General features: G+C 48.7%; 11 protein-coding genes. 2 read left to right on the top strand and 9 right to left on the bottom strand.

Going from position 1 to position 12,891, the window contains the following annotated elements:
• Window positions 1-60: 60 nt before the first annotated feature.
• The 4 genes from E2980_RS21495 to E2980_RS21480 form a co-directional block, all read right to left on the bottom strand.
• Entirely contained in the window at window positions 61-864 is an 804-nt protein-coding gene (locus tag E2980_RS21495; protein ID WP_240703132.1) for an ABC transporter permease, read from the bottom strand.
• The gene (locus E2980_RS21490) at window positions 848-1,762 is read right to left on the bottom strand and encodes an ABC transporter ATP-binding protein (RefSeq protein WP_135154285.1); all 915 of its coding nucleotides are present in this window, start codon (window positions 1,760-1,762) and stop codon (window positions 848-850) included. The genes E2980_RS21495 and E2980_RS21490 overlap by 17 nt, the downstream gene beginning before the upstream one ends.
• A gap of 256 nt (window positions 1,763-2,018) precedes the next feature.
• Entirely contained in the window at window positions 2,019-3,101 is a 1,083-nt protein-coding gene (locus E2980_RS21485) for an LCP family glycopolymer transferase (RefSeq protein ID WP_135154284.1), read from the bottom strand.
• A 21-nt stretch (window positions 3,102-3,122) separates the two neighbouring features.
• The gene (locus tag E2980_RS21480) at window positions 3,123-3,578 is read right to left on the bottom strand and encodes a PilZ domain-containing protein (protein ID WP_167747213.1); all 456 of its coding nucleotides are present in this window, start codon (window positions 3,576-3,578) and stop codon (window positions 3,123-3,125) included.
• 247 nt (window positions 3,579-3,825) lie between these two features.
• Between E2980_RS21480 and E2980_RS21475 the strand changes: the two genes are divergently transcribed.
• The gene (locus E2980_RS21475; protein WP_135154282.1) at window positions 3,826-4,197 is read left to right on the top strand and encodes a helix-turn-helix domain-containing protein; all 372 of its coding nucleotides are present in this window, start codon (window positions 3,826-3,828) and stop codon (window positions 4,195-4,197) included.
• Window positions 4,198-4,611: 414 nt separating this feature from the next.
• Here the strand turns inward: E2980_RS21475 and E2980_RS21470 are convergent, their stop codons facing one another.
• The 5 genes from E2980_RS21470 to gltB all read right to left on the bottom strand — a co-directional run bounded on the left by E2980_RS21470 (window position 4,612) and on the right by gltB (window position 11,091).
• A complete protein-coding gene (locus tag E2980_RS21470; RefSeq protein ID WP_135154281.1) occupies window positions 4,612-4,977 on the bottom strand; it encodes a LytTR family transcriptional regulator DNA-binding domain-containing protein in 366 nt (121 codons plus the stop codon).
• 78 nt (window positions 4,978-5,055) lie between these two features.
• Window positions 5,056-5,181, bottom strand: coding sequence for a cyclic lactone autoinducer peptide (locus tag E2980_RS21465; RefSeq protein ID WP_135154280.1), 126 nt, complete (start codon window positions 5,179-5,181; stop codon window positions 5,056-5,058).
• On the bottom strand, window positions 5,174-5,704 hold the full coding sequence (locus E2980_RS21460) for an accessory gene regulator ArgB-like protein (protein ID WP_135154279.1): 531 nt from the start codon (window positions 5,702-5,704) through the stop codon (window positions 5,174-5,176). The genes E2980_RS21465 and E2980_RS21460 overlap by 8 nt, the downstream gene beginning before the upstream one ends.
• Window positions 5,701-6,354, bottom strand: coding sequence for a hypothetical protein (locus E2980_RS21455; RefSeq protein WP_135154278.1), 654 nt, complete (start codon window positions 6,352-6,354; stop codon window positions 5,701-5,703). The genes E2980_RS21460 and E2980_RS21455 overlap by 4 nt, the downstream gene beginning before the upstream one ends.
• 132 nt (window positions 6,355-6,486) lie before the next feature.
• Complete coding sequence (gene gltB / locus E2980_RS21450) at window positions 6,487-11,091, bottom strand: glutamate synthase large subunit (protein ID WP_135154277.1); 4,605 nt, start codon at window positions 11,089-11,091, stop codon at window positions 6,487-6,489.
• A 283-nt stretch (window positions 11,092-11,374) separates the two neighbouring features.
• On the opposite strand from gltB, the gene E2980_RS21445 reads away from it, so the two are divergent.
• Window positions 11,375-12,646: an SGNH/GDSL hydrolase family protein gene (locus tag E2980_RS21445; protein ID WP_135154276.1), complete on the top strand. Its 1,272-nt coding sequence runs from the start codon at window positions 11,375-11,377 to the stop codon at window positions 12,644-12,646.
• The last annotated feature ends 245 nt before the right edge of the window (window positions 12,647-12,891 follow it).

Here is a 12,891-nt window from a genome sequence, read left to right as displayed (position 1 = left end):
AAGTGCTTGCACGTTAACGCTGCAAGCACTTTTTTAACTCTTCATTTCATACACTCACGTTTAAGCCGCAATATCCCGCTTCCTAAACACGCTCCAAGAAATCAGGTTAAACACGACAAAGTATATCGCCAATACCCCGAGAGAAAAGCCCAAGGACATCGGATGATTCTGGAACGGGCCCTGGGCATTATTAATGTACGACGTAAGATCAAGATGCATGAACAGTATATACTCTACCCATGGCTTGTCCGTCATCGCTAATAAGCCCGTAATAATGGATCCCGCGAATAGCAAAAAGATAGAAAGCCCGATCGCAAGGCCGCTGCTGCGGAAAGCCGAGGACATCATGAACCCGAAAGTAATGATGATAATCAAGCTTACGAATTGCAATAGATAAAATTGGAGCACGTATTCCATATTGGACATACCCGCTACCGAAGATAGTTGCTCTCCGTCGCTCGAACCGAAGACAGCCATATTAATCAGCAACGTGATGACAAAAGTGATTACGGTCAAAGCAAGAGCGAACAATAAAGTTGAAATATACTTAGACAACAATATAGCAGACCGGCTCCATGGGCGAATCAATAATAACTTGATTGTCCCCCAAGTGAACTCACCCGCCACTGTCTCGGACGCGACCACCGCGGTAAATATCGTAATAAGCATCAAGGATATCGTGGATTCGATGATCATCATGGACCAGCTCGATCCCGCATCCGTGCCGCTCGCGGCCAATACCCCTAACGAAATCAGAATCGGCAGAAAGACGATTATCCCGAGCATTATCCAAGTGCGTACTCTGCGATAGATCTTCATATTCTCGTTCTGTATTAAATTCATAAAGTTAGCCAATTGTCTCACTCCCCGTCATCTCGAGGAATTGGTCTTCCAACGATTTCGTTTTCACATGAATTCCATATACGTTAATGCCTGCCTCTACCAATCGGCGGTTGATTGCGGCTATGCCGGCCCGATCTAAGGAAAGGGCTAATTGTCCATCGACCATACGGCCCGAGCCTTCAAAGATTCCAAGCGCGGCATCCGGATGATCCACATCGAACTGTACCTCTTCCAATGTTGCGGCATCCCCGTCTTGACCCCTGATGGAACGTACGTCGATAATCTGCCCCTTCTGCAGGATGGCCACCCGATCGCACATTAACTCCATCTCGGATAATAGATGAGAAGATACGAGCACGGCCGTTCCTTCATCTTGCGCCAGACGGCGCAAATAATCCCTTAGCTCGCGAATACCGGCGGGATCCAAACCATTCGTCGGTTCATCAAGCACCAAAAGCTTAGGCCGATGCATAACGGCTTGAGCAACGCCAAGACGCTGTCGCATGCCGAGGGAATACTTTTTAACTTTGTCATGGATACGGTCTTGAAGGCCTACTAGCTCAATGACCTCTTGAATGCGTTCTTTCGTAATCGAAGGATTCATTCTAGCGTAATGCAGTAAATTCTGGTACCCGGTTAGAAACTTGTACATCTCTGGGTTTTCCACGATCGCTCCGACTTGAACGATAGCTTTCGGAAATTCCGTTCGGACGCTGTGCGTTCCAATATGAATGTCCCCGGAAGACATCCCCATAAGCCCTACGATCATTCTAATCGTCGTCGTTTTACCGGATCCGTTCGGACCCAAGAAACCAAATACTTCGCCCGGTCGCACCTCAAAGGATACGCGGTCGATAATCGTTCGTTTGCCGATGACCTTCGTCACGTTCTGCAAGCGAACGACGGGAGCCTGTGACATGAGCTAACCTCCGACATTAGGATGCATACGTAACAATTATACCAATAGAAGGAAGGAAATCCGAATATTTATGAAAAATTTAGTTCAGAGAGATTTGGAATGATGCTCGCAACGAACACAGCATCCTAATGGATACATTACCCGATAATATCCCGTACGAAATAAGAGACCTGCCTGCTCCATCGTTTTGAGCTGATTGCATTTGACGCAATAGAATAAAACGGATTGTTCCATGTTAGCCTCCTTAAGAGTTGATTTAAGCAGCGCTGAGGTGGTTGAGCATTATCGTTTGAATTTTTTGGCGATCTTCTGGGGTGACCGTGTAATAGTAAATTCCGTTTATCATTTTACCGCTGCCATTTAGATAAAGAGTTTCAATGTTATTAATTGTCGGGCGGTAGTTTACTGCAAGATCGATCATATTTGACGAAGTCAAATTCGTGCGGACATAGTCGGACAATTGAGACAACAAGCGGGGCAATTTCGTAATCGAGTTCACGCTGACCACTCTGTCAATCGCATTCGATAGAAGCTGTCTCTGCCTTTGAGTACGACCGAAATCCCCGTGCGGATCTTCCTTGCGCATACGGCTATAGGCTAACGCTTCATTACCATTTAAATGCTGAATCCCTAATGGAAAAGAAAATCCATCAAAATCGAATGCTCTTGGATTGTTTATGTCTACTCCGCCTACCGTGTCTACGATGTTTACCATACCTTCCATATTCGTTTTCATATAAAAGGCGATCGGTACGCCGAACAAATGTTCAACCGCCTCAACGGCCAACGAAGTCCCTCCAAAGGCATAGGCATGATTAATTTTGTCGTACTTTCCTGAGTTGGGCATAAGCGCTCTCGTATCTCGCGGGATCGATAGAGCTAGTGCAGATCCCTTCTTGGGTTGCAACGTCAGTAAAATCATCGTATCGCTTCGCCCCCGATCCCCCTGTCTTTCGTCCACTCCGAGCAGTAGAATACTAAAGGGATCCTCCTCCGACAAATCCGGATGTAGCAGTCGTTCCACTTCCTCACGGTCAATAGCATATCCGGATATCGATTCCCCCTGGCCGTCCGCGGAAACACTAGCTTGTATAGTAGTTGCATCCGTAACTTCAGGAGCGTTCGCATCGCTTAAGACAGGGGATTCAATTGGCAGCGTTCCAGGTAGAGACTCTGACTCAAAGACCGGTACCGCCCACTCCTTTGACGGAAGCGGCTCGTACATCTTACCCATCGTCTTCTCCATGGAATACCAAAGATAACCCCCGCCCAATAAGCCAACCATTATAAGCGATAACATGGAATAGATCGCGATTTTAATAACTAGCGCCCGTTTCAACTTCACTTGCCTCCTCGCATTCTACGAAGTAGTATCCAACCGTTTGAATTGTCCATCATCGCGATCTGAAATTTTTTTATATAAAGAGAGAATATGCTTGCTTGAAACCAGTACTAGCCGTAAGTATTCCTGCAACCTATACTGAAAAGCTTGCCGCTCCAGTCCTGTCATGACCCAACGCACTCCATAAGCATATCGTCCGTCTTTCGGGACGACATGGAGGATAATCGCTTTTATTTTGATCGTATTATGGTTTAATTGGAGATTGAGAATCCACTCTACGTCATCCCGCACCGGAATTTGCAAATTCGTACTGAACTGGCAACCTCCGACGCTGATGTTATGGATAAGAACGCGTTGCTTGCGGCTTCTTATTTCCCTCTCTCTTACGCGCCAGAGTGAAAACTCTGCGTAAAGGGGAACATTTAATCTGAAGCGAAGATGCTCGCGCCTATTCTCTTCCATTCCCTCTTCCATAGGATCACCAAACCCCAAAAGATACATACTGTAACCATCAATTGAGATTAATGTACGATACATTTTGTAACAAGTCAAGAAAGAACTTTACAACAACCTAACGTTTATAGGTTTATTATTTTTCTGATCTGGGTAAAACTAGTAAAACCAATAAGTAGATGCGACGTTTTGTCGCAATGAATGCATTTGTTTCGTATCCATATTATGATGAAATTAATGATTTTATGACCATCCTGGGAGGGTTCAGATGAATATCGGCAGTCGTCTCGCTTTTCTAAGAGACCAGCGCGGTTTAACTCAAGAAGAATTAGCATCTTCCCTAGGCATCTCGCGTGCAGCTCTGTCCCATTATGAGAAAAATCGCAGAGAGCCCGATACGGAAACGCTAGGAAAGGTTGCTGACTTGTTTCAGGTTTCAATTGACTACCTGGTTGGCAGAACCTCTCAAACCAACGCTACTTTGGATTCGGACGTACGCCAATTTACCGATGAGCTTGAGTTGTCGGATGATGAGATCCTAAGCCATTTCGCCCTTACGATAGACGGACGTAAATTGACAGCAGAAGAAGCGCGGAGATTTATTGCCTTTGTCCGCGCGGAACGCAATATGAATGATTAATTCTTTAAAACAAATAAAACCTCAAGGAAGGGTTCATTACATCCCATAACCTCTGAGGTTTTTTGTATAACTAATTATATGTATGTATACTTAGGACTGTTGAACCGGTTTCCGGTATTCCTCCGGCCATTTTTCCCTTTGAATCCCTAGCTGCTCCAGAATCTTGCGGATGTCAATTTCCAACGGTGGCATGCTTTTCATCGTTCCCATCAGCATATCCCTCTCCATATCCGCACCCAAACCCTCTCTATGATTCCGGTATTGAAACACTAAAGATAGTATAGGATATAGGTCTTGCGGAGGGTGTCGAGCGATGGAGTCCCGCAATTATTATTATTTAAGAAGTTTTGTCGAATAGACCCTCTTAATCTCGAAAATCACATTTTATGTAAGGATGCATAACATTTTGAAAATTTATTTGAGATTTCGCTCGATCCAAGAGATAATCATATTTTTAAGCTTGCCAATATTCATGAAGGCGACAATGGCGCTCTGTCTTTCCAAGTTGGAATCCTCATCGAAAAATACCAAACCGCGTTTCTCATCAAAAGCCCTCAGCTTATTCATGTTTACTAGATTCGTTCGATCTAGCTTCTGAAAGCCAAGCGACTCGGTATGTTTCGCGTACATGCTAAGAGACGGAACAAGAGGATAAACCCTGCCTTCGGACGTGTGAAATACGACCGCTCCATCTTCCGTCTGGATATATAGTACGTCTGCCATATCCATCATGATGACTTCACCTTCGTTGTTCTTATCCTTTGTGACGGGCTGATTCATACATTCCACTCCATGTCATTTTACCATTACTAAAAGCGGCTGCCGGACGCTAATCCGACAGCCTTCGAGCAGATCCCCTTAACGCTTCAACAATTCTTGCGGAACTTCCGGACGGTGTCCGATAAACCAGCAAGCAGTCGTTACGAATACAACAGCCGAAGCTCCCAACAAGGTTGCCGCCAAACCAGCAAATTTTCTACGCATCTTTTTCACCCCACTTTCCTGGCAGTAGTGAAACGGCCTGAATAAAAAAGGCTAACGATATGATATCGGAGGTAAGCAGGAAGTTAGATACAATCAATAGTACCGCAACCCATTTCATGGCTTTTAAGTTGCTCTCGGTCAAACGGCTAACCCCTCGTAAGTTAGATGGCGCATATCCTATCACGAGCAACAAAGAAATAATACCCATAATATAGAACGCTATTTGGCTAACTGGAATAAATGGAATAAGAGTGATCACGCCGGCAGAAACGATAATACAAGCAGCTGTCGATTTGAAATGGTAGCCCCCAGTTAAATTACGCATTATAGCAATGGCTGCCAAGGAAAGAACCGTCGGCAAGAATTTCCCATCGATCAAACCGATAATAAGAGATAGTACGATCGTAAAAGTCGTAGATAATAGGGACACCAAAGCAAACTTCATAACCTCTTGGCTAACGTGTCCACGGTCGTTATGGCGAAAGACATAACCGCTAATCCTCTGTGAAAGAGCTTCTATCATATGCTTCTCTCCTTCGCTAAAGCTAAATGGATAATGGCGTATAACGCGAAAACTATCGTTAATATCCCTAACATGAAAGTTCCAAATCCGCTCTCGTAAATAAACACGATGGCAGATACAATCACGCTTCCCGCGATCAATAGCAGAAGCATCCTTCGATTGGTTCCCTTCAGCAACACGCTCTCTTGAACGCGATCCGGGACGAAGGAAAATCCGATGCGTTTCATCATTAACACAACGGATATCAGCAGCGCGATGGAAGACGAGATAATCTGGATAATCTTCATCGTATAGAAATCTACTACCGGAATCTCTGTGTCAAATAGGAATTGAAACGAATATACAATGGAGATTTGGATGAGGAGATAACCCAAGTATCCGGTGATAGCCATGAGTAACGCGTAAAAATAATGAACTCTAAAAAGCAGCCATAACAAGATTACGATCCATGCAAGCATGAAAAACGGCGTGATAGAGTCCTGATTCAGAACCTCGCGCAATAAATAAGAGGTTTGGGCCATGACAACGGCAGTAAACAAGATTTGGGGCACAAATCCCTTAATCTGAAATCTAAAGATCGAAAGGATCAGCGAAATGCCTGCTATCGTTTCGAATATATTCACGATAAAATCGACTAAAAAGCGTTCCATCAGGCTGCCCTCCTATGATGTAGTCGCTTCCATTTTACACCTATATTTACCATAATGAAAGAATATTAATAAAAACACCGATAAAAGCGCCGCGGCGCTTCTATCGGTGTTTGCTTATCTTGTGTATTCGGTTTAGTTGCCGCCGACTCTGGACAGATCGCGCATGTTGGCTTCGAACGCGGCCAACAACGCTTTTTCGCCGCTAAGGCCTTGAGCTTGCACCTTGGCGATCTGTTCCATCATCCGTTTGTAATCTTTAGGGATGACTTTGACGATTTTCTTAACCGCGTTATTCCAATCCTCAAGCACCCGGCGACCGAGATCGCTGTTCGTGTATTGAACGTGATTGCCGATCATCGCGCGTACCTCCGCAACTTCAGCCTCATCCTCAAGGGTTTCTAGACCGACCATCTCGAAATTGCAGCGGTTGACGAATTTACCGTCCCAATCGATGACATAGGCGATTCCGCCAGACATGCCTGCCGCGAAATTACGTCCCGTCTTCCCAAGAACGACTACGCGTCCGCCCGTCATGTACTCGCAGCCATGATCGCCGACGCCTTCGACTACGACGTTCACGCCGCTGTTTCGCACCGCGAACCTCTCGCCTGCAGCGCCGCTGATGTAAGCTTCTCCGCCCGTCGCTCCGTAAAGCGCCGTATTTCCGATAATGACGTTATCCTCTGCCTTGAACGTCGACTTATCCGATGGGTATATGGCAATCTTGCCGCCGGACAAACCTTTTCCTACATAGTCGTTCGAGTCGCCTTCAAGCGTTAGGGTCATGCCTTTAGGCATGAACGCGCCGAAGCTTTGACCCGCGGTACCGACGAAATGGAACTGGATCGTATCTGCTGGCAGACCGTCTTTGCCGTATCGCTTCGTCACTTCCGAACCGACGATCGTTCCGACGACCCGATTTGTATTTTTGATCGGGAACGTTCCTTTAACCGGTTGCTTGTTATTCAATGCCGGTGCGGCAGCTGCGAGCAATGCTTGCATGTCGAGCGACTCATCCAGCAAGTGGTTTTGTCCTTTGGCGTTATAACGGAAAGAACCTTCCGGCAATTCAGGCATATGCAATAGCGGCGTCAGATCGATGCCTTGCGTTTTGTAATGTCCGATCGCGAATTTCGTGTCCAAGCGATCTACTCGTCCGACCATCTCTTCCACGGTACGGAATCCGAGCTGCGCCATGATCTCGCGTAACTCTTGCGCCACGAATTTCATGAAGTTGACGGCATGGTCCGGGTCGCCCATGAACTTCTTACGAAGCTCCGGATTTTGCGTCGCAACGCCTACCGGGCAAGTATCCAACTGACACACGCGCATCATGATACAGCCAAGTACGACAAGCGGGGCCGTCGAGAAGCCGAATTCTTCCGCTCCGAGCAACGCGGCAATCGCGATATCCCGGCCAGTCATCATCTTGCCGTCGGTTTCGACGACGACGCGATCGCGCAGGTTATTCAGGATAAGAGTTTGGTGCGTCTCCGCAAGACCAAGCTCCCAAGGCAAGCCCGCATGGCGGATGGAACCGATAGGGGAAGCCCCCGTTCCGCCGTCATATCCGCTGACCAGGATAACATCGGCACGACCCTTGGCTACGCCTGCGGCGATCGTACCTACGCCAACCTCGGACACGAGCTTCACGTTAATGCGAGCGCGCGGGTTAGCGTTCTTCAGATCGTGGATCAGCTCAGCCAGATCCTCGATGGAATAGATATCGTGATGCGGCGGCGGGGAGATGAGACCGACGCCAGGCGTCGTGCCCCGAACTTCCGCAACCCATGGGTATACTTTGCGTCCCATAAGCTGTCCGCCTTCACCCGGCTTAGCGCCTTGCGCCATCTTGATTTGAATCTCTTCCGCGCTGGAGAGATAGTAGCTCGTTACGCCGAAACGGCCGGAAGCTACTTGCTTAATGGCGCTTCGGCGCGAGTCGCCGTTCGCATCCGGAATGTAACGGGCAGGATCTTCTCCGCCCTCGCCGGAATTGGATTTACCGCCGATTCTGTTCATCGCGATAGCAAGCGATTCATGAGCTTCCTTGCTGATCGATCCGAAAGACATAGCGCCGGTTTTAAATCTCTTGAAGATCGATTCGATCGATTCTACTTCCTCGATCGGCACGGGCTGTTGATCGAAGTTAAACTTCAGCAACGCGCGAAGCGTGCGAACCTGTTCATATTCGCCTTGGACGAGCGCGGAATATTTCTTGTACGTATCGTAATTTCCCGTGCGGGTCGCCATTTGCAGCGTATGGATCGTCTGCGGGTTAAACAGATGATCTTCTCCGCCTTTGCGCCATTGGTAATCTCCGCCGGAATCCAGCTCGCGCTCGGCTCCTTCTTGCTTGGAGAAGGCGCGTTGATGGGCAACTAACGTCTCTTGCGTTATGACGTCGAAGCCGACGCCTTGAATGCGTGACGCGGTACCCGTGAAGTACTGCGAGATGACTTCCGAGTTCAGGCCGACCGCTTCGAAGATTTGCGCGCCGCGGTAAGACTGGATTGTGGAGATCCCCATCTTGGACAATACTTTCACGACGCCCTTGGTCGCCGCTTTAATGTAGTTCTTAACCGCCTTCTCGTGCGAGATGTTGCGCATCATTCCTTGGCGTATCAGGTCGTCGAGCGTCTCGAACGCCAGGTAAGGGTTGACCGCGCTAACGCCGTAGCCGAGCAACAACGCGAAGTGATGCACTTCGCGCGGTTCGCCGGACTCGAGAAGGATGCTAACCTTCGTCCGGGTTCCCTCGCGAATCAAATGATGGTGTAATGTCGAAACGGCAAGAAGAGATGGAATCGCCGCGTTATCGGCATCCGTGCCTCTGTCGGACAGAATGAGTATATTATGACCCTTGGAAATCAGACGATCCGCTGCTTCGCAAAGTAATTTAAGCGCGCTTCGCAGCCCTGTTTCCCCGTCCTTTGCCGAGAAGAAAATCGGCAGCGTAATCGATTTGAAGCCCGGACGGTGAACGTGCCGCAGCTTCGCGAACTCTTCATTCGAGAGGATCGGCGTGTATAGTCGGATCTGGCGGCAGCTTTCCGGCTCCGGATTTAACAAGTTCCGCTCAGGGCCGACCGTCGTATAGGTCGAAGTAACGATCTCCTCGCGTATCGCGTCGATAGGCGGGTTCGTGACTTGCGCGAACAATTGCTTGAAATAGTTGAACAAACGCTGAGGCTTCTCCGAGAGTACCGCTAACGGGGAGTCGTATCCCATGGACGCAAGCGGCTCAACGCCGGTCAGCGCCATAGGCTCCATCACCTTGCGGATATCCTCGAACGTATAGCCGAAGGACTGTTGGCGTAATTGAACCGTATCATGATCCGGTTCAGGGAGCTCCATCGCTTCCGGAAGCTCTTCGAGATCGACCAAGTGATCGTTCAGCCACTCGCGGTAAGGATGCTCCGTTACGATCGAACGCTTCACCTCTTCGTCGGAGATGATCCGTCCTTCTTTCGTATCCACGAGCAGAATACGGCCTGGACGCAATCGATCCTTCAGCACGATATCCTCTTGCGGGATATCGACGACTCCGGCTTCGGACGCAAGTACGATCAGATCGTCCTTCGTCACATAGTAACGGGCAGGCCTTAAGCCGTTGCGGTCAAGAATAGCGCCGATCTGCACGCCGTCCGTAAAACCTACCGCCGCAGGACCGTCCCATGGTTCCATCAAACAAGCGTGGTATTCGTAGAACGCCCTTTTTTCCTCGTCCATATGCTCGTCGTTCTGCCATGGTTCCGGAACCATCATCATCGCGGCATGCGCCATGGAACGGCCCGCCAAATACATGAACTCGAACGTATTATCGAACATCGCCGTGTCCGAACCATCCGGAGCGATGACTGGCTTTACTTTCTCAAGATCGTCGCCGAATAGCTCCGAATTGAACAACGTCTGGCGAGCGCGCATCCAATTCACGTTACCTTGCAGCGTGTTAATCTCGCCATTATGAATCAGGTAGTTGAACGGATGGGCCCTCTCCCAGCTTGGGAAAGTGTTCGTGCTAAAGCGGGAGTGAACGAGCGCCATGGCCGTCTCCAGCTCGGGGTTGTGCAGCTCGGGATAAAATAATCCTACCTGCTCGGTGGTCAGCATCCCCTTGTATACGATCTTCTTGCTCGAGAAGCTCGGGAAATAGAACATGTCCGCGCCCTCGATATCCGAGTAACGAATCGCTTGCTCCGCGCGCTTGCGGATAACGTACAGCTTCCGCTCGAACGCCATGTCGCTTGCCAACGCGGCCGAGCGTGCTATGAACGCTTGACGCACGAAAGGCTTTACCTTTTTCGAAGATTTGCCGAGAGACTCGTCGTTCGTTGGAACCGTGCGCCAGCCCAACAAGGTTTGGCCTTCTTCGGCAACGATCGCTTCAAAAATTTCTTCGTGTTTACGGCGAACGGATTGCTCCTGCGGCAGGAACACCATCCCGACGGCATAATCGCCGGCTTCAGGCAACGTAAATCCGATTTTCGCCGTCTCCGCTTGGAAGAAGCGATGCGGAATTTGCAGGAGAATTCCCGCGCCGTCTCCGGTGTTCGGTTCGCTGCCCTGACCGCCGCGATGCTCCATATTGAAGAGCAACGTCAACGCTTGCTCGACGATCTCGTGCGATTTCCGTCCCTTGATGTGCGCGACGAACCCCATGCCGCATGCGTCTTTCTCGAACTGCGGGTCATACATTCCTTGTTTAACGGGCAGACCTTTACGCATCTCTATCATATATATCAACCTTTCTTTACGCAGTGTTTGAGAAAAACAAGCAATAATGGCTTCAATTCCCGTTCCAAATGACCTAGAATATAGATACTTGAGGGAAACGACGGAAAACCCGGGGAAAGGGTGGCATACGTGGACGGCCGCGGCGAATATTCATAATTATTCATTTTATTATTCAATTATTTTACCACCCTCGCGAGAAGAATGGCAATTTAATATTTTTATGATGTCGATAAGCAATGGTATGCGACGATTGGATTGACTAATATTTGGGAGGAATTGGAGAATGAGATTTAGTCTGCGTAAACCGCTTGCCGCGTTATTGACTGCCGTGTTCGCATTAACTGCTATATCCACGGCTTCAGCGGCAGAAAATGAAGCATCATCCCAAGACTCATATCGCATCGTTGCGCTCGGCGACTCCATCAGCGTCGGCTACGAGCCGGGAATGACAGCTGATTCGATCCCTTACGGGTACGTCGATCGACTGTTCGAACAATCGCTGTTCCAAGATCGTACAGAGCTAGCGAACTACGCCATCATGGGTTTAACGACTCCTGGCCTTATAAACTTATTGCAAGGCGCTGCAGACGGCAAGAGATTGACTTCCGCCGACTTGCAGGATTTCTCCTCGTTCCCGGACGGAGTGCCGCAGCAAGCGGATAGCGTGGCTGCCAAAGCCCCTCAACTCGCGACGGATCTTGCCAAGGCGAATCTTGTTGTCATGACGATCGGAGCCAATGATTTCGGACCGATTATCAATGCAGTTAAGGACCAGCCTACGGATGCCGCACGACAAATTATACAGGACAGCTTCGATTTAACAATGAATAAATATACAGAAGATTTGGAGAAAATGATCACTCGATTGCATACTCTGGCACCTGCCGCCCAGATCGTTATTGCCGATCAGTACCTTCCTTTGATGATAACGCATGCCTTATACCCGGATCTTCTTGAAGCCGTCCATAAAATGTCCGCCGGATTGGATAAGTTCGCGGAAGCTCAATCCAGCAAAGGACTCCCCGTCAAGATCGCGCACGTATCGTCTAAGTTCGAAGGCAATCAGTCGGCATATACCCATTTTAACCTTCTGGACGATTTCGACACCCATCCTTCCCAAGCCGGTTACGAAGCGATGGCGCAAATCTTTGCGGACGTGATCTGGAAGCAATATCTTAAACCTCAGCCCAGGGAAGCTAAAGTTCCGCTTTCCATCGTCATTAACGGCAAAGAGCCGCCAAGCAAGCCCACAACGGTGAAGAACACGACCTTCTTAGCATTGCGCGACGTTGCCAATGCGGTGGGCGCCGATCTGAAGTGGACCCAGAAAACGAAAACCGCGGTTTTCTCCAAAGACGGCCGCGAAGTTATTATCACGATCGGTGCCAAGACCGTCATCGTGAACGGCGTTAAGCAGCCTCTGGCTGCACCGGCTTACTTCCAGCAAGTAGGCAAAGAGTTGAAAACTTATGTCCCTCTTGCCGTAATCAGCGCCGGATTAGATTACCAAGTGGTCTTCCGCAAGAGCTTGATGACCGCATTCATAAACTCATAATCGAATAAGGTTAGCATACCCATAATAAGCAAAATAAAGGGCTCCCGTCTCGGGCAATGTCATTAAGTTAAGGCGCAGGGCCAAAATTAAGAACAAGAGCAGGTTATCTAAAAGATAACCCGCTCTTTTTTTTGCATGAAAAAATGAAAACAGGACTTGACAAGTAGATGAAAAAGTGTGGCGAAGCCCCTTGAAAAAACGAGGAGGTTACGCCAATGAATGCCTATGCGAATTCGCTAAAAGAA

This window comes from Cohnella luojiensis (genome assembly GCF_004564235.1).
Classification (GTDB): Bacteria; Bacillota; Bacilli; order Paenibacillales; family Paenibacillaceae; genus Cohnella; species Cohnella luojiensis.
The sequence above is the reverse complement of the archived record's forward strand: the minus strand, read 5'-3'. Positions and strand labels throughout refer to the sequence as shown.